Source organism: Pedobacter xixiisoli, from assembly GCF_900215335.1.
GTDB lineage: Bacteria > Bacteroidota > Bacteroidia > Sphingobacteriales > Sphingobacteriaceae > Pedobacter > Pedobacter xixiisoli.
Window position 1 is genome coordinate 139,625 of record NZ_OCMT01000005.1, and the last position, 15,721, is coordinate 155,345.

At 37.2% G+C, this 15,721-nt stretch carries 15 protein-coding genes; 2 read left to right on the forward strand and 13 right to left on the reverse strand.

Going from position 1 to position 15,721, the window contains the following annotated elements; genetic code table 11:
• The first annotated feature begins 35 nt into the window (after positions 1 to 35).
• Positions 36 to 1,307: a serine--tRNA ligase gene (serS, locus tag CRO54_RS20185; protein ID WP_097133921.1), complete on the forward strand. Its 1,272-nt coding sequence runs from the start codon at positions 36 to 38 to the stop codon at positions 1,305 to 1,307.
• On the opposite strand, the gene CRO54_RS20190 is transcribed toward serS, so the two are convergent.
• The 11 genes from CRO54_RS20190 to ileS all read right to left on the reverse strand — a co-directional run bounded on the left by CRO54_RS20190 (position 1,304) and on the right by ileS (position 12,149).
• Positions 1,304 to 1,897, reverse strand: a complete 594-nt coding sequence (locus CRO54_RS20190; RefSeq protein ID WP_097133922.1) for a YceI family protein — start codon at positions 1,895 to 1,897, stop codon at positions 1,304 to 1,306. The genes serS and CRO54_RS20190 overlap by 4 nt on opposite strands.
• A 142-nt stretch (positions 1,898 to 2,039) precedes the next feature.
• Positions 2,040 to 3,305, reverse strand: a complete 1,266-nt coding sequence (locus CRO54_RS21300; RefSeq protein ID WP_097133923.1) for a hypothetical protein — start codon at positions 3,303 to 3,305, stop codon at positions 2,040 to 2,042.
• A 27-nt stretch (positions 3,306 to 3,332) separates the two neighbouring features.
• Positions 3,333 to 3,935, reverse strand: coding sequence for a YceI family protein (locus CRO54_RS20200; protein ID WP_097133924.1), 603 nt, complete (start codon positions 3,933 to 3,935; stop codon positions 3,333 to 3,335).
• Positions 3,936 to 4,088: 153 nt separating this feature from the next.
• Complete coding sequence (locus CRO54_RS20205) at positions 4,089 to 4,397, reverse strand: hypothetical protein (RefSeq protein ID WP_097133925.1); 309 nt, start codon at positions 4,395 to 4,397, stop codon at positions 4,089 to 4,091.
• A gap of 172 nt (positions 4,398 to 4,569) precedes the next feature.
• Positions 4,570 to 4,878 carry a hypothetical protein gene (locus CRO54_RS20210; protein ID WP_097133926.1) on the reverse strand — a complete coding sequence of 103 codons (309 nt, stop codon included), beginning with the start codon at positions 4,876 to 4,878 and terminating at the stop codon, positions 4,570 to 4,572.
• 117 nt (positions 4,879 to 4,995) lie between these two features.
• The gene (locus tag CRO54_RS20215) at positions 4,996 to 5,700 is read right to left on the reverse strand and encodes an SIMPL domain-containing protein (protein ID WP_097133927.1); all 705 of its coding nucleotides are present in this window, start codon (positions 5,698 to 5,700) and stop codon (positions 4,996 to 4,998) included.
• Between the two features lie 328 nt (positions 5,701 to 6,028).
• Positions 6,029 to 6,484 carry a cold-shock protein gene (locus CRO54_RS21645; protein WP_097133928.1) on the reverse strand — a complete coding sequence of 152 codons (456 nt, stop codon included), beginning with the start codon at positions 6,482 to 6,484 and terminating at the stop codon, positions 6,029 to 6,031.
• 261 nt (positions 6,485 to 6,745) lie between these two features.
• The gene (locus tag CRO54_RS20225; protein ID WP_097133929.1) at positions 6,746 to 7,441 is read right to left on the reverse strand and encodes a 3-keto-disaccharide hydrolase; all 696 of its coding nucleotides are present in this window, start codon (positions 7,439 to 7,441) and stop codon (positions 6,746 to 6,748) included.
• 254 nt (positions 7,442 to 7,695) lie between these two features.
• On the reverse strand, positions 7,696 to 8,298 hold the full coding sequence (locus CRO54_RS20230) for a lipoprotein signal peptidase (RefSeq protein ID WP_097133930.1): 603 nt from the start codon (positions 8,296 to 8,298) through the stop codon (positions 7,696 to 7,698).
• Positions 8,298 to 8,681, reverse strand: a complete 384-nt coding sequence (locus CRO54_RS20235; protein WP_097133931.1) for a TraR/DksA family transcriptional regulator — start codon at positions 8,679 to 8,681, stop codon at positions 8,298 to 8,300. Before CRO54_RS20235 ends, CRO54_RS20230 begins: the two co-directional genes overlap by 1 nt.
• A 75-nt stretch (positions 8,682 to 8,756) precedes the next feature.
• Positions 8,757 to 12,149 carry an isoleucine--tRNA ligase gene (gene ileS, locus CRO54_RS20240; RefSeq protein WP_097133932.1) on the reverse strand — a complete coding sequence of 1,131 codons (3,393 nt, stop codon included), beginning with the start codon at positions 12,147 to 12,149 and terminating at the stop codon, positions 8,757 to 8,759.
• A gap of 279 nt (positions 12,150 to 12,428) precedes the next feature.
• Here ileS and CRO54_RS20250 point away from each other — a divergent pair, with 279 nt between their 5' ends.
• The gene (locus CRO54_RS20250) at positions 12,429 to 12,689 is read left to right on the forward strand and encodes an isoleucyl-tRNA synthetase (RefSeq protein WP_097133934.1); all 261 of its coding nucleotides are present in this window, start codon (positions 12,429 to 12,431) and stop codon (positions 12,687 to 12,689) included.
• Between the two features lie 21 nt (positions 12,690 to 12,710).
• Here CRO54_RS20250 and CRO54_RS20255 read toward each other — a convergent pair whose 3' ends face one another.
• Entirely contained in the window at positions 12,711 to 13,238 is a 528-nt protein-coding gene (locus tag CRO54_RS20255) for a DUF4269 domain-containing protein (RefSeq protein ID WP_097133935.1), read from the reverse strand.
• A 60-nt stretch (positions 13,239 to 13,298) separates the two neighbouring features.
• The gene (locus CRO54_RS20260) at positions 13,299 to 15,656 is read right to left on the reverse strand and encodes an efflux RND transporter permease subunit (RefSeq protein ID WP_097133936.1); all 2,358 of its coding nucleotides are present in this window, start codon (positions 15,654 to 15,656) and stop codon (positions 13,299 to 13,301) included.
• Positions 15,657 to 15,721: the final 65 nt, after the last annotated feature.

Below are 15,721 nucleotides of genomic sequence, written 5' to 3' on the forward strand. Positions count from 1 at the left end.
AAAACTCTTGCTATCTTTGTCAAAAATTATAAATAATGCTGCAAGTTAACTATATCCGTGAAAATAGAGAGAAAGTTTTAGAGCGATTGAGCGTTCGTAACTTTAAACAGGTAGAATTGGTAGATGAAATCATCGCTGTAGATGAAGAACGCCGCTCTACGCAGTCCTCTTTGGATAATTTGCAGGCGGAAGCTAATACAGCAGCCAAACAAATTGGGGAGTTGATGCGCAGTGGCAAAAAAGAAGAAGCCGAAGCAATTAAAGCCAATACTGCATCTCACAAGGAGAAAATTAAAGAACAGAACGAGCAATTAACAGCTTTAGAAGAAAAGCAACAATCGTTAATTGTACAGTTGCCAAATTTGCCTTATCATTTGGTAAAAACAGGTAGCACAGCTGATGACAATGAAGTAGTTTATACACATGGTGAGCCATCGGCTTTGCCAGAAAATGCTTTGCCACATTGGGAATTGGCTGCGAAATATGATATCATCGATTTTGAGTTAGGTGTGAAAATTACCGGTGCTGGTTTTCCTGTTTACAAGGGAAAAGGAGCGAAGCTGCAACGTGCTTTAATCAATTTCTTTTTAGACCATGCTACTGCTGCGGGTTATAAAGAAATGCAAGTGCCACATTTGGTAAATGCTGCTTCGGGTTTTGGTACAGGCCAATTGCCAGATAAGGAAGGACAGATGTACCATTCTACTATCGACGATTTATACTTAATCCCAACGGCAGAAGTGCCAGTAACGAATTTATATCGTGATGTGATTTTGAAGGAAGAAGACCTTCCGATTAAAAATACCGCTTATACACCTTGTTTCCGTAGAGAAGCTGGTTCTTATGGTGCGCATGTACGTGGTTTGAACCGTTTGCATCAGTTCGATAAAGTAGAGGTTGTACAAATTACACATCCTGACCAATCTTACGAAACTTTGGAAGACATGAGTCAATATGTACAATCATTATTGCAAGAGCTAGGTTTGCACTATCGTGTGTTGCGTTTATGCGGCGGCGATATGGGCTTTACCTCTGCCATGACTTATGATATGGAAGTGTGGAGTGCAGCGCAACAACGTTGGTTAGAAGTTTCTTCTGTCTCTAACTTCGAAACTTACCAAAGTAACCGTTTAAAATTAAGGTTTAAAGGCAAGGAAGGAAAGACACAGTTGGCGCACAGTTTAAATGGAAGTGCTTTGGCATTACCTCGTATTGTAGCTTCTATCCTAGAAAATTATCAAACAGATAAAGGAATTAAAATACCTGAAGCCTTGGTGAAATATACAGGTTTCGATATCATCGATTAATCGACTTTAAGGTAGATAATCATGTCTACGGTCAACTGGTCTTTCAATGAAATAAGCCCCATCATTTTTTTGAGGGGCTTTATTTTGTAATCCCTCAGCGAAATTTGATGTGAACTGCTGCAACGGTAAATCCCTTTTGATTTGTTGTAATTGAACTGCAGCGTATCGGTGCGTTTCTCTCCAGCAATGGTAATGTCTACCGTAGCTAAAGCCGTTCCGTTATCATCACTGTAATTTTTCACAAAGTTAATTTGATTTAATGCAATGCTGATGTTCGGATGAACGCGATAATTCATCATGTTGCGATAATCTCTATCCATCAAATTACTGCCCGAACTAAAAGCTGTTACTTCTGCATCTAGCTTCGCATTTTTGATATTCAGCGTGTTTTTGGAGGCAATTGCTCTTACCGAACTGCTTCCTAATTTGAGAGCCTTCTCGTACGTGAAAGTGAATTTGTTTACGTTAGAATTGCCTCTAAGTAAAATACTGCTTTCTGCAAGGATGTTTAGCTGATATTCTTGTGCATCAACAAATTTGATGAACAGAAGGAAAAAAATACCTAGCAATTGATGGGGAAATGTATTCATTTTTAAATCGAAACATTAAGGCATTAAGAAGAATGAAGACTTAATTGATCTTAACTTCTTAATGGTTTATCAAAAAAGCCGCCCCTTAAACGAGATAAAGAGCGGCTCAAACCATAACTATTCAACTATTACTAACTAATCTTTAAAAGCCTACACTTGCTTCCAACATCCATCCTTTGAATTTGCCATCTGCTAAGATGTTTGAGCTAGGGTAGTCATTGTATTTTTGATGTACATATTCTCCTTTTAACACCATGTTTTTGGTTACAAACCAACCGGCACTTGCTTGTATACGATTTACCTTTACATCTTGCGCAATACCTGCAAGTTCGGCCTTAACAGTATTGTATCGCATGCCGACAAATAAATTTTCGTTTTTAGCAAATCGATAAATACCTTCTACCGCCATCTGACTTACATCTCTTTTATCTATTTCGGTAATTGATCTACCTTTTGCCATTTCAAATGTTCCGAACAATTCTAAACCTTGATATTTGATGAAAGGGTTAATCATAAATGCAGTTACTTGGCGACTAAATCCTGGGCGTACACTACCAGACCAAGCGTTGGTGATTGCAGTTACACCAGTGGCTTTTGGCTCTAAAACCATGTAGTATCTAGAGCCACCTCTATCGCCAGTATACAAAGTATTGCTAGCTGCGCCATTGTTGTGATAAACTGATCCTGTTAAACGTACTCTTAAATCATTGTTTAATTGCTTATCGAAACCTAGTTTTCCTATAAATGATGGATTACGGGTTGGAGCATCAGAAATTTCTCCTTTAATTTCACCATTGTGAACAGCAACTACCGCTAAGAAACCATCTTTTTGGAAATCAATTTCAGCACCAATCTCTGTGGTAAAGCCATCTAAAATGTAGTTGCCAATGAATGGATTGTACAATGAGTGCCCATTGTCAGTTCTGCGAAAGTGCGCATCACCGTAATTCACTTCGTAGTGACCGATTTTAACGGTTACGTATTTAAATAGTTCATCAAGTACCGGAGAATTAATAGGTGAGGCATCAATTTGAGCAAAACCTCCTTTTACCCAAGTTTCTTGGTGGTGACGGGCAGATAAGTAAGAAATCAAGTTTAATCTAATCCCTTTAGCCAATTGTGCATCGATATTTAAGTTAGCCGTAGCCAAATTAAAACCACTGCGTAAGTTATATAGAGGCGTAGTACCTGTAGAGTTGTTACTGTGTTTCAAAGCTTGAAACTGTTGTGTAAAACCTGCACCAATTCTCACTTTCACATCATCAAAAGGTACGGTGTCGGTTTTAGGAGTTTCAAAAACGTTGATACCAGATTTATCGTAAGGTCTAAAGTTTTGGATTTTTGGCTGTTGGGCAAACGCAGTCCCCGCTACTGTAACAAAAACTGCGGCAAGTAAAATTCGTTTCATATTGTTAAAATTTGAATGGTGAGCGGATTAATCGTTTTTAAAAGAAGTATTGAACACAATGGTGATTTCATCTCCAGTTTTGATGGTGCCTAATAAAGCTTTTGGAGGCGTTACACCGAAAGTGGTCATTTTAAAAGTTGTACTTCCTTTAAAGGTGATGCCGTTAGCAGTTAGTGTAGCATTTACTGGAAAACTGATTGGTTTTTGGCTACCGGCAATGGTCAAATTTCCTTTGACTATGAAATCGGCTTTGCCTGCGCTTGCTTTTAAGCTGCTAATATCTGTAAGTACAAAAGTGATTTTCGGATTCTTGTCTGCGTTTAAGGCTTTGTACATGTTTTTGTCCATGCCCGATTCGTAGTAATTCCCATTTTCTTTGATACTTCTCATCGATTTCACTACCATTTCTAAGTTAGCGACAGTAATATCTTTTAAAGTAAGTGCATTTGCGGCGTAAGAAATATCACCACTTATTTGCTCGGTCTTACAGCGCCAGTCGTGTAACGACGAGGTGCCTTTAACAATAATAGATCTTTCTTTTAAGCTTAATTTAGCGGTTTGTGCGTTGCCATTTAAGGCAAAAAACGGAAGGACGGCTAAGACAATCCAGAATGATTTAAAAGTCTTCATAGCATTTAATTTTTATACTATAAAGGTCAGCCTAATTGAGAGGTGCGAGCCTGATGCTACTCATTTCATAAAATGATGCTGCTTATAAAGCCCGTGATTAAAGTCACAAAAAAAGCCAGACACATGTGCCTGGCTCTCAATTATTGATTTTTTTTATAAAATAAGAATCAATAATAATATGATAATGATAATGGCTCCAACCGATAAGTAAACACCTCCACCCATTGCTCTTGCCTTTTTCTTCATTTCCTTTAGCTCTTTGCGCAATTCCTTTCGCTCTTCTCTGCTAAGATTAGATTTGTCCATTGCCTTAATTTCTTCTACTCTAGAAGTAATGCGGTTAAGCTCTAAACGTTGTTCTGCTGTTAATTCAGTTTTTGGCTTGTTGTCTGCTGCAGCAGCAAAGTTTAAGTTAAATGTTAAGGTTACCAATAACATTAAAGGATAGATAATTTTTTTCATGTGTTTAAAATTTGTTTTTTTAATGAGCTGAAGCTGTCTTGATTTTATCTTGAAATCATAACGGTTTCATCTAAATTTTGTTATCGATTTTTATTTGAGCCCGTGTATAACTCAACACCAATAACAAACGCATGGGTGAATTGTTCTATCGCAAACAAGAAGAATCTAAAAATTAAAGAATAATGATCAACAACAATAAAATGATGATGATAGCACCCAAAGAAAGTGTCACATTCTGATTTAAGAAATCAGCACGTTTTTTTAGTTCCTTAACCTCTTTTCTCAAAGCTTTTCTTTCAGTTTTTGTGAGAGAAGATCTATCCATAGATTTAATCTCTTCTACACGTTTGGTAATGCTCTCCAGCTCTGCCTTTTGCTCGGCAGTAAGTTCCGTTTTAGGATTGTCGTTAACAATCGATTTGGCATTAACGGCAGTCGAAAGTGTGAAAACTAAGATTAAAGTGTAGAGTAGTTTTTTCATTTGTGTAATATCTTTTTAGTATTTACGAAGCCATGGTAGCTTTGCGTATGCACTGGTTATAAAATAAAAGAACCTATCAACATTACGCTGATAGGTTCACAAAATTATCAAAATAAATTATTTAATCTCGAAAACAGTGTTCACTGTAAAGCTCAATTTTATCTTTTTAAAGTCAATTTCTGGAGCTTGAGAAGCATCCATCGCCATTTCTGCCTTCATTGCATAGTTTCTGTATTGAGGAACCATCATGCCACCGTTGTTATCACCCAAATCTTGAATATCTAAAACGCTACCTAATTTATCTCCCAAGGCCTCTACCATGTAAGCAGCTTTTTCTTTCGCAGCTAATAAAGCTTTCACTTTTAACTCTTTTTTCAATACCTCAATTTTGCTGTAATCGTAGCTGTCAATGTTAGTACTAGCAATTCCTTTAGCATCAATAGCCTCTAAAATCAAGTTGAATTTGTTTAAGTCGGTAACTTTTAAGCGGTATTGTTTGCTCGCTAAAAAGTCTGGGTCTTTCTTTTTAGTAGTTTGATAGTTCCAGCTACTTAAATTGTTAATTGTTAGGTTTTCTTTTGCGATACCTGCTTTTTGTACAGCGTTAAATAGCTGAGTCTCCAAAGTAGTAATATCTACCTTTTTCTTGCTGTTTCCATCTTTCAAATATTCTTTTAAGGAAATATTGATATAGATAATGTCTGGAGTGATTTCAGTTTCTGCAGTACCACTAACGGTAATTTTCTTTCTTAAATCAACTTGTTGCGCTACGGCATTTAAACTAAATAAAGCCACTATAGCTATTGCAAATAAACGTTTCATATTGTATGTTTTTATGTGTGTTTATAAATCAGATGTAAATATCCATACAAATCCATAAACATTTTTCATGCAGTCAGCTAAAATTAAGCCAAACGCCAAATAATGAGTAGATTATTTTTTATTTTTTGGAAAAGATGGGGCAGTGGTACTAGTAGAATATAGTCGTGCTTTACACTTTAGTCCCGATGTAAAATCGGGAGCTGCCGTTCCAATCAGGTTTGTTAACAACAGAAAATGCTGCTAAAAAATAACAAAGAGAAAGGTTCTCTAATTAAAGTCTGAAATAAATCCAAATTGTCCCATTGAATTTATTTCAGTTATATAAAGGTTATTTAACAGCAGAAACTCTAACGGCAGTTGGTCCTTTTTGACCTTTTTCAACTTCGAAAGTAACTTTATCACCTTCTTTAATTTGTGTCTTTAAGCCATTTACGTGTACAAAAACACTCTCTTGGGTTTCTGTATTTCTAATGAAACCGTAACCTTTAGAGTCGTTGAAGAAAGTAACAACACCTTTTTTGATTGGATCTTCGTCAATAATGTCTTCCTGTCTTGCAGTAGAAATTTGAATATCTTCCGAATTGATTACTTTTTTCTTTTTGTTTGGATCTGGTGGAGTAGAAGTGATGTTACCATTTTCATCTACGTAAGCCATCATGTCCTCTAGGCTCATGCTTTTTTTATTAGCTTGACGCTCCTCACGTTTTTCTAACTTGTCGTTTCTCTTTTTTAATCGTTTTTTCTCGTTTTCTTTTTTACTAAAAGTTGCTTGAGATTTAGCCATATTTAATTATTTCGTTTTTTATCCAGATAGGCACATTGGATAGTTATTGGCATTATTGCCGGTAATGGAGCGTTATCGATAATTTAATCTTAAGACAGTGCCTGAGCCAACAATTTACGTTGGGATGTTTTGAAGATGCGCAAAGATACGAATAATTTGTTGGATTGTTTTGAAAGGTTGGATTTTGGTTAAATGCTTAATCGTTTAATTGTCATAAAGTTGTAAATGCAGAAATATCTTAGGGCTATCCGATCTCTCATCTTACTTGCTCAGGTTTTTAATTGGTGTTAGCTGCAATTTTCTAAATTCAACTTCGCTACCTTCGGCTTGTAGCGCTATCTGACCTTTAGTTGCGGTACAATTGTAGCCGTCATTAACTAAAATACCGTTTACCCAAACTCTAACCTTATCCTTTAAACATTCAATACGCATGGTATTCCATTCGCCCAAAGGCTTTTCAGAATCATCGGTTAGGTTTTTAATGCGTCTTTCTTTTCCTGCACTAGCTCCCCATTTTTCTTTTGGTCCGCGTCTTTCTTCCATGTTAGGTACAGTAATGTCTTCTTCAATACACCAAAAATCGCCAGCATCTTGGTGCTGCATTTGTACTTCTAAAGATTTTGGAAACATTTTATAGAGCACTCTTGGGATAGAAGCATGTACCAAGACACCACAGTTACCAGGTTTTCCAGCAAAGCGATATTCAACATCCAACCTGTAATCTGCATAGCTAGCATCTGTTATCAGGTGCCCACGTGGATCACCCATGCTTACCAATTTACCATCTCTAACCATAAAAGAAGCTGCAGTATCTGGGTTTTTATCTTTACCAGGAACATCGGCATGCCACCCTGTTAAATCTTTACCATTAAATAAACTGATGCTTTTTTGGGCATTAGCTGCATAATTCACACTGATTAATAGTAAATAGATAGAAAGGAGTTTTTTACTGAACATACAATTTGGTATTTTATCAAATGTAATTAAATTGCGGGTAAATTTAGATATTAGACAAATTGTTGTTGTCGTCATTTCGACCTTGTGGAGAAATCTTTAAGTAGAAACATACAACGCCAAATTCAAAGATCTCTCCATTTCGCTGCGCTTCAGTCGAGATGACGGAAGCAAAACAAAAAAACTCGCAACAAACGCTACGAGGTTTTTAACTTTATGTTTTAAATCTAAAATCGTAATTCTACAATTATCAATGCCTAGTCTTCTACACTTTCGTTGTTAATGCCAATTTCATCTTTCACTTCTTCCTTAAAATAGGTTTTTTGGAAGATTAAAATGGTAATTACACCTACAGAAATAGCTGCGTCAGCTAGGTTGAAAACAGGTCTAAAGAACTCAAATGGTTCACCTCCCCAAACTGGAAACCAAGTAGGGAAAGTTCCTTTGAAAATAGGAAAGTAGAGCATGTCTACCACACGGCCATGAAACAAAGTCTCGTATTTGTAAATCAATCCGTAAAAAACAGAGTCGATAATGTTACCCAAAGCTCCGGCAAATATCAGGGCTACGTTTAAAATTAAGCCACGGTGATATTTACGTTGAATCATGTAATGCAAAGCATAACCGATACCTCCAACTGCCAATATTCTAAATAACGAAAGTGCCAGTTTTCCGAACTCTCCGCCAAATTCTAGGCCGAAAGCCATTCCGTTATTCTCTGTAAAGTGAATAATGAACCAATCGCCCAAGATTTTAAACTCTTGACCAAGGTACATGTTGGTCTTAATCCAAGTTTTTGAAGCTTGGTCTGCCAGCAGTACTAGGAATATTAAAAGTAAAGGTTTTGTATAGCCTTTCATTAACTCTGTTTCAATTTAGCTTCCATACTTAAAGTAGCGTGAGGCACTGCACGTAAACGTTCTTTTTGAATTAGTTTACCAGTTTCTCTACAAATACCATAAGTTTTGTTCTCGATGCGCACTAAAGCTGCTTCAAGGTTATCTATAAATTTCTTCTGGCGGGCTGCCAGCTGATTGATTTGCTCTTTTTCTAAAGTAGCAGAACCATCTTCTAGGGTTTTGTAAGCACCAGAAGTATCTTCTGTTCCGTTAGAATTAGGATTACTTAACGATGAGGTCAACGATTGTAATTCTTCTCTAGAGCTTTTTAATTTTTCTTGAATAAGCTCTTTAAATTCTTGTAATTCGCTATCAGAGTAACGTGTTTTTTCAGTCTTTTCCATCTCTTAAATTAATTTAGTGGTATGAAGCTATATATGGTTTTTATCTGATTTTAAACCAAGATTATCCCATATGGTTTATAATTTGGCAATCAAAATATCCAATTCAACATCTTCTATGATGATTTTGTTTCCATTAAGCGGACTTTCTGTTAACAAAATATCATTAGCTAAAATTTCGTTGCAAATGTAGTGTTTGTTTTGTGCTACCGCATCTGCAATTAAATTATGTTGCTGTAAACTTACCGTTATCCTATCGGTAACTTCAAAGTTTAATTCTTTCCTTAAGTTTTGGATACGATTAATCAATTCACGAGATAAGCCTTCTTGTTTAAGCTCGGTAGTGATATTGATATCCAAGGCTACTGTTAGGTTGCCCATGTTGGTTACTTGCCATCCTGGAATATCTTCTGCAATGATTTCTACATCAGATAAAAGTATCGAGTAACTAGTATCAGGTATCGAGAAGTTGCCTTCTTTTTCAAATTGAGCTAGTTCTTCTTGGCTCATTTTATTGATGACTTCGGTAACCAACTTCATGTCTTTTCCAACTTTAGCACCCAAAGCCTTAAAGTTTGGTTTTACCTTTTTCTTGATGAAACCAGCGGTGTCGGTAATGTAGGAAATTTCTTTAATGTTGGTTTCTGAAAGGATTAAATCTTTCACTAATTCTACCTTGTCTTTAAAGTTATCATCCAAAACTGGAATCAATACTTTTGCCAATGGCTGACGAACATTGATGCCCATTTTCTTACGAAGTGATAACACCATTGAAGAAATGTTCTGCGCCAATTCCATACGCTCGTTCAACTCATTATCCACTAATGATTGATCTGTGTCTGGCAATGTGGTTAAATGTACCGATTCTGATTTTGCATCAGCTGGTAATATCTCCGTTAAGTTTTGATACAACCAATCTGAGAAGAACGGTGCCACTGGCGACATCAGCTGTGCGATATTTACCAAGCAAGTGTATAAAGTTTCGTAGGCTGCTTTTTTATCCTCGGTCATTTCGCCTTTCCAGAAACGACGACGAGATAAACGGATGTACCAGTTACTTAAATGTTCGTCAACAAAGTTTTGGATAGCTCTTGCAGCTTTGGTAGGCTCGTAAGTATTGTAAGCCTCATCAACCTCGGCAATCAAGTTTTGCAATAACGATAAAATCCAACGGTCTAATTCGCTGCGTTGCGCAACAGGCGTTTGATTATTCAAGTCAATCTCAAACTTATCGATGTTAGCATATAATGCGAAGAAAGAGTAGGTGTTGTACAAAGTTCCGAAGAATTTACGGCGTACTTCATCTAACCCATCTAAACTAAATTTCAGGTTATCCCAAGGCGATGCATTTGAAATCATGTACCAACGGGTAGCGTCGGCACTGTAAGTATCGATAGTGCTAAATGGATCAACAGCATTGCCTAAACGTTTAGACATTTTGTTGCCGTTTTTATCCAATACCAATCCGTTTGATACCACATTTTTAAAGGCAACACCAGGATTGTTTACACGCTCGTTGATGGCTTTGATTTCGTCACTGCTTTCGCTCAACATTACCGCAATGGCATGTAAAGTAAAGAACCAACCACGAGTTTGGTCAACACCTTCTGCAATGAAATCTGCAGGATAAGCATTCTCAAATTCTTCCTTGTTCTCAAAAGGAAAGTGCCATTGTGCATAAGGCATGGCACCGCTATCAAACCAAACGTCAATTAGGTCGGTTTCTCGGGTCATTTTTTCGCCTTTGGCTGATACTAAAAATACATCATCTACATAAGGGCGGTGCATATCTTTTAGTTCAAAGCCTGCAGGCATCAATCCAGCTTCAATTGCTTTGGTGATTTCTTTGTTTAATTCTTCGATAGAACCAATACATTTCTCTTCCAAACCATCGGCGGTACGCCAAATTGGAAGAGGTGTGCCCCAATAGCGAGAACGAGAAAGGTTCCAGTCTACCAGGTTTTCTAACCAGTTTCCAAAGCGACCAGTTCCAGTTGCTTCAGGTTTCCAGTTGATGGTTTTGTTCAAATCAGCCATCTTTTCTTTAACAGCTGTAGTTTTGATGAACCAACTATCTAATGGGTAATATAAAACAGGCTTGTCAGTTCTCCAGCAGTGCGGGTAGCTGTGTACATATTTTTCTACCTTAAAGGCTTTGTTTTCTTCTTTTAAACGGATAGCAATTTCTACATCTACCGATTTTTCAGGAGCTTCACCTTCAATGTAATATTCGTTTTTAACGTATTTGCCGCCAAATTCTCCTAACGAGTCTACAAATTTACCTTGTAGGTTTACTAAAGGAACAGCATTGCCTTTATCGTCCAAAATCAACAACGGTGGCACTTCTGGTGTAGCCAGTTTAGCAACACGAGCATCATCGGCACCAAAAGTAGGAGCCGTGTGAACGATACCTGTACCATCTTCTGTAGTTACGAAATCACCACTGATTACACGGAAAGCATTTTCTGCATTTTGGTAAGGTAATGCTAACGGTAAAAGTTGCTCGTATTTGATGTTCACCAAATCAGCACCAACAAACTGGGCTAAAATTTGGTAAGGAATTTTCTTGTCTTCGGCTTTGTAGTTGGCAAAAGCTTCCTCATCTTCCGCTAGGAAAAACTTGCCGCCAAATTGTTTGCCTACTAGTGGTTTTGCCAATATTACATTAGCTGGCTCGAAGGTGTACTGGTTAAAAGTTTTTACCAATACATAGTCGATTTTAGGACCAACGGTCAAAGCGGTGTTGCTTGGTAAAGTCCAAGGTGTGGTTGTCCAAGCTAGGAAATTCACTTCTCCAAAACCTTGTAAAAACAAAGGTAAAGTTTCTGCAACTGCTTTAAATTGGGCTACAATAGTCGTATCGCTTACATCGCGGTAAGTGCCCGGTTGGTTTAGCTCATGTGAGCTTAAGCCTGTACCAGCAGCTGGCGAGTAAGGTTGGATGGTGTAACCTTTGTATAAAAGTCCTTTGTTGTACAATTGTTGTAAAATCCACCAAAGGGTTTCAATGTATTCGTTTTCGTAGGTTACGTAAGGGTTTTTCAAATCAACCCAGTAGCCCATTTTCTCGGTAAGGTCGTTCCAAACGTCGGTATAACGCATTACCTCTTCTTTACAAGCTGCGTTGTATTCGTCTACCGAGATTTTCTTTCCGATATCTTCCTTAACGATACCTAATTTCTTCTCCACCGCAAGTTCGATAGGTAAACCGTGGGTGTCCCATCCGCCTTTGCGTTTAACTTGATATCCTTTTAGGGTTTTATAGCGACAGAAAATATCTTTAATAGCACGAGCCATTACGTGGTGAATACCAGGCATACCGTTTGCCGATGGTGGTCCCTCGTAAAAAGTAAAAGGTTTTGATTTTGGTCTGCTATCAATACTTTTATCAAAGATATTTTGTGCTTTCCAAAATGCTAGTATTTCTTCTCCTATTTTAGCTAGTTCTAAAGTTTTAAATTCCCTATACATCAATCAAGTATCTCAAAAATTAAAGGTTGCAAAGTTAAGGTTTTAGAATGAATAATGGTAGTTTTGCGCCTGAAATAGTTTTATGGATAAATTTATTAAAAGAGGGCTTTTTTGCATGCTGGCAGCTGTTTTACTGATGCCAGCCGCGATGTTGCTTAAGGGCATTAATGAAAATGTGACGCTAGCTGTACTTTTTTTAAGCATGATATTAGAACTTATCGGGCTCGTCTTTGTTATCATCAGTATATTAAAACGAAGACGAGATCAAATTCGATAAGTATGATTAAGGATCTGAAGCTAACTAAAGCTGTTGTAGCAATTGCTTTAGGTATTGTGGCATTGATTGCTGCAAAAATTATGGAAGCTAACAGAGTGGATGGCAATCAAATTTTGCTAGCCTTTTCTGGAGTGTTTTTTATTGCCGGAGCACTAATGTTCTTATATCCGATAGTGTTTGCTAAGAAAGCAGATAACGAAGGAGAAGTAGTAGAGTTAAAGCCTGTGTCCAAAGAGCCAGTTATAGAGGAAGAATCTGCTTGATAAGTTCGTGTAAATTATAACTTACTTCTGGATGTAATAACTTAATAAAGCTTCGTAAGGGTCTCCATCTAATCGCAATAATTTGGCAAAAGCGGGCTCTGTTTTATATCCACTACGCTTAAGTTCGATAATCTTTAACCGAAAACCTTCTCCTCTTTCTTGCAGGATTTGATGCTCTATCAGCATGTGTAGATAGGCGTTCTGTTGTTCGGATGGAATGTTTTGACCAAAAATCTCCATTTCAAAATCATCTAATTTGAAATTGCACACCACAATTTCTTGTTCCCCTGTTTTCCCTTCTCTAATTTTGAATTCTTTCTTTTCGCCAAATAAATTGGTTAGTGTAGCTGAAAATTCTTGCTTGTTTTCCCAAAAGCAAATAATGTCGAGGTCGCTGTTTTCGATGTCAATATTGATTGGAATAGTACCTGTTAAAATGGGCTTATAAGCTTTAAGTTTTTCTAATATTTGAAGGTTAACGAGCGTTTGGTAGGCTGATCGCTGCTTGGTGTTGCCTATTTTTAGATATTCGATGTTAAGGAAGTTCATGGTGTAGTCGGTTAACCTGTAAGGTCTTCAAGACCTTGCAGGTTTGAAAATGACTAATTTCTAATGGTCGTCTAAATTTTCTAAATTCTTAGCTACTTCTGCTTCAGATATTTTCTTTCGTTTTTTGTTTTTATCCAACCATAACATTAATGCAGGCAATAAAGTAAGGTTAAAAACCAAAGCTACTATCAAGGTAATAGAAAGCAAAAATCCTAAAATTACCGTTCCGCCAAAAGTAGAAGCTGTGAAAATTCCGAAACCAAAGAATAATATCAAAGCAATATGTGTCATGCTCACGCCAGTTTCAGTAATGGTGTCGGTAATTACTTTACTCACGCTATAGTTGGTCAAGTTCAATTCTTGCTGATACCTCGTTAGGAAGTAAATCGTTTGGTCGGATGCCAAACCAAAAGCAATGGTGAAAATCAAAATAGTAGATGGCTTTAATGGAATGCCGAAGAAACCCATCAGCCCTGCTGTAATTACCAAAGGAACGATATTTGGCAACAGCGAAATAAACATGATGCCTAAACTCTTGAACTGTGCTAAGCGTAACAACGAAATCAAAACGATAGCCAAGCCAATGCTTTCAAATAAATGCTCTAATAAATAATCGGTGCCTTTGGCGAAAATGATACTCGAGCCCGTTAAAGTAACATTGAAGCGTTTCGGCGAAAGAATAGAATCTATTTTCGGTTTCAATTCTTCCAGAACTTCGTCTAAACGCTTCGAACCAATGTCAGCCATTTGAAAACTGATGCGAGCTGTTTGCTTTTGCTTGTCTACAAAATTGGTGAGCATGTTGCCATTGCCCTTACCAGAGTTTGCAGCATAGATCAAGATGAAATTTTTCTCAAAATCAGTTGGCAAGCGATAGAAGCTGGTGTCACTATTGTAGAACACTTGAGTAGCATATTTTAACCCAGTATTTAGGGAGATAGAACGAGAAAACTCCGGATAGGCCGAAATCATTTCCTCCATTTTATCAATCTTATTAAGCGTTGATATACTCAATACGCCATTTTTACGCTTCGTGTCTACACTAATCTCCAAAGGTAAAATTCCTTCAAAATTCTTCTCAAAAAATTTCAAGTCGGTAAGGATTTTAGAACTTTTCGGTAAGTCGTCCACCACATAGCCATTCACATTGATGCGGTAAACGCCAATGATAGAAATTACGGTTAATATAATAGTGACAATGTAAATCGTAGTGCTTTTGTGTTGTACTAATGTGTCGGTTTTAATTAGGAGTCTATCTAGGAAGTTTGGCTCATGCACACCGTTGGTTTTATTTTTAGGTGCGGGCAAGTAGCTAAAAATCGCAGGAATTAAACATAAACTCATCAGCCAAGTGAACATCACGTTTAGTGCGGCTACACTACCGAACTGCATCAATAGCTCGCTTCCCGTAAAATATAATACGCCAAAACCAATAGCGGCAGTTATATTAGCAATTAAAGTAGTCACCGAAATTCGTTCTACAGTAACTTGCCAAGCTTTATCCTTGTCGCCATGTTTTTTGAGTTCGTTGTGGTATTTATTAAGCAATAGAATACTGTTCGGAATACCAATGATTACAATAAGCGGTGGAATTAATCCTGTTAAAATGGTGATTTCGTAACCGAATAAAACCAAAGTTCCAATGCTCCACACTACACCCATAATCACTACTAAAATAGGATAGAAAACTGCAGAGAAACTACGGAAGAATATCACTAAAATCAGGGCGGAAACTAAAATGGATAAACCTAAGAAAAGGATAAATTCATTTGACACTAACTTGCTGGTTGCAGTTCTGATATAAGGTAGGCCAGACAGATGAACATCTATGCCCTCGCTTTTGCCAAAAGCCAGTGCTTTTCCCTCAATTTCTTTAAGGATTGGATTTCTGGCGGCCGAATTTAAAATCTTCTGGTCGAAAGTTACTGCCATCAAGGTGGCGTTGCTCTCCGTATTGTAAAGTAAGCCTTTGTAAAATGGCAGTTGATTGAGTTTGCTCTTCAACGAGTCCATTTCTGCATCAGTAGCTAGTACTTTTCCTGGCAGGGGCTTAACGGTAAATTTTTGGTTGGTGGTGTCTTTTTGCAATTCAAAGAATTTTCCGATTGATAGTACCCCTTTAATACCGTTAAGTTTTCGTAGGTCGTTAGAAAGCTGTGCCCATTTGTTATAGGTGTCTTTTTGGAAGATTTTCTCGCTCTTTACGCCAATCACAACAATGCTGCCGTCTTCTCCAAATTGCTTTTTAAAGGCATTGTATTTTACAAAAACTGAATCTGTTAGTGGTAGTATTTTGGCTCCAGAGTAAGAAAGCTTGATGTTTTTCGCTTGCCATCCCATGAATATGGTAATAGCGACAAATAAAACGATAAGGAGAACGCGGTTTTTTAATATAGCATTAGATAGTTTTACCCACATATAAATCTTTGAAAAAATGTAAAGAACGCATAAAATTGATGGAATGCAAAATCTGATAAGTTAAA

Coding starts and splice junctions, on each gene's coding strand:
- CRO54_RS20215 (WP_097133927.1), bottom strand. CDS start 5,700: ATGAAACGTTTATTTGCAATAGCTATAGTGGCTTTATTTAGTTTAAAT.
- CRO54_RS20255 (WP_097133935.1), bottom strand. CDS start 13,238: ATGAACTTCCTTAACATCGAATATCTAAAAATAGGCAACACCAAGCAG.
- CRO54_RS20200 (WP_097133924.1), bottom strand. CDS start 3,935: ATGAAGACTTTTAAATCATTCTGGATTGTCTTAGCCGTCCTTCCGTTT.
- CRO54_RS21645 (WP_097133928.1), bottom strand. CDS start 6,484: ATGGCTAAATCTCAAGCAACTTTTAGTAAAAAAGAAAACGAGAAAAAA.
- CRO54_RS20230 (WP_097133930.1), bottom strand. CDS start 8,298: ATGAAAGGCTATACAAAACCTTTACTTTTAATATTCCTAGTACTGCTG.
- serS (WP_097133921.1), top strand. CDS start 36: ATGCTGCAAGTTAACTATATCCGTGAAAATAGAGAGAAAGTTTTAGAG.
- CRO54_RS20210 (WP_097133926.1), bottom strand. CDS start 4,878: ATGAAAAAACTACTCTACACTTTAATCTTAGTTTTCACACTTTCGACT.
- CRO54_RS21300 (WP_097133923.1), bottom strand. CDS start 3,305: ATGAAACGAATTTTACTTGCCGCAGTTTTTGTTACAGTAGCGGGGACT.
- CRO54_RS20225 (WP_097133929.1), bottom strand. CDS start 7,441: ATGTTCAGTAAAAAACTCCTTTCTATCTATTTACTATTAATCAGTGTG.
- CRO54_RS20250 (WP_097133934.1), top strand. CDS start 12,429: ATGATTAAGGATCTGAAGCTAACTAAAGCTGTTGTAGCAATTGCTTTA.
- ileS (WP_097133932.1), bottom strand. CDS start 12,149: ATGTATAGGGAATTTAAAACTTTAGAACTAGCTAAAATAGGAGAAGAA.
- CRO54_RS20190 (WP_097133922.1), bottom strand. CDS start 1,897: ATGAATACATTTCCCCATCAATTGCTAGGTATTTTTTTCCTTCTGTTC.
- CRO54_RS20235 (WP_097133931.1), bottom strand. CDS start 8,681: ATGGAAAAGACTGAAAAAACACGTTACTCTGATAGCGAATTACAAGAA.
- CRO54_RS20205 (WP_097133925.1), bottom strand. CDS start 4,397: ATGAAAAAAATTATCTATCCTTTAATGTTATTGGTAACCTTAACATTT.
- CRO54_RS20260 (WP_097133936.1), bottom strand. CDS start 15,656: ATGTGGGTAAAACTATCTAATGCTATATTAAAAAACCGCGTTCTCCTT.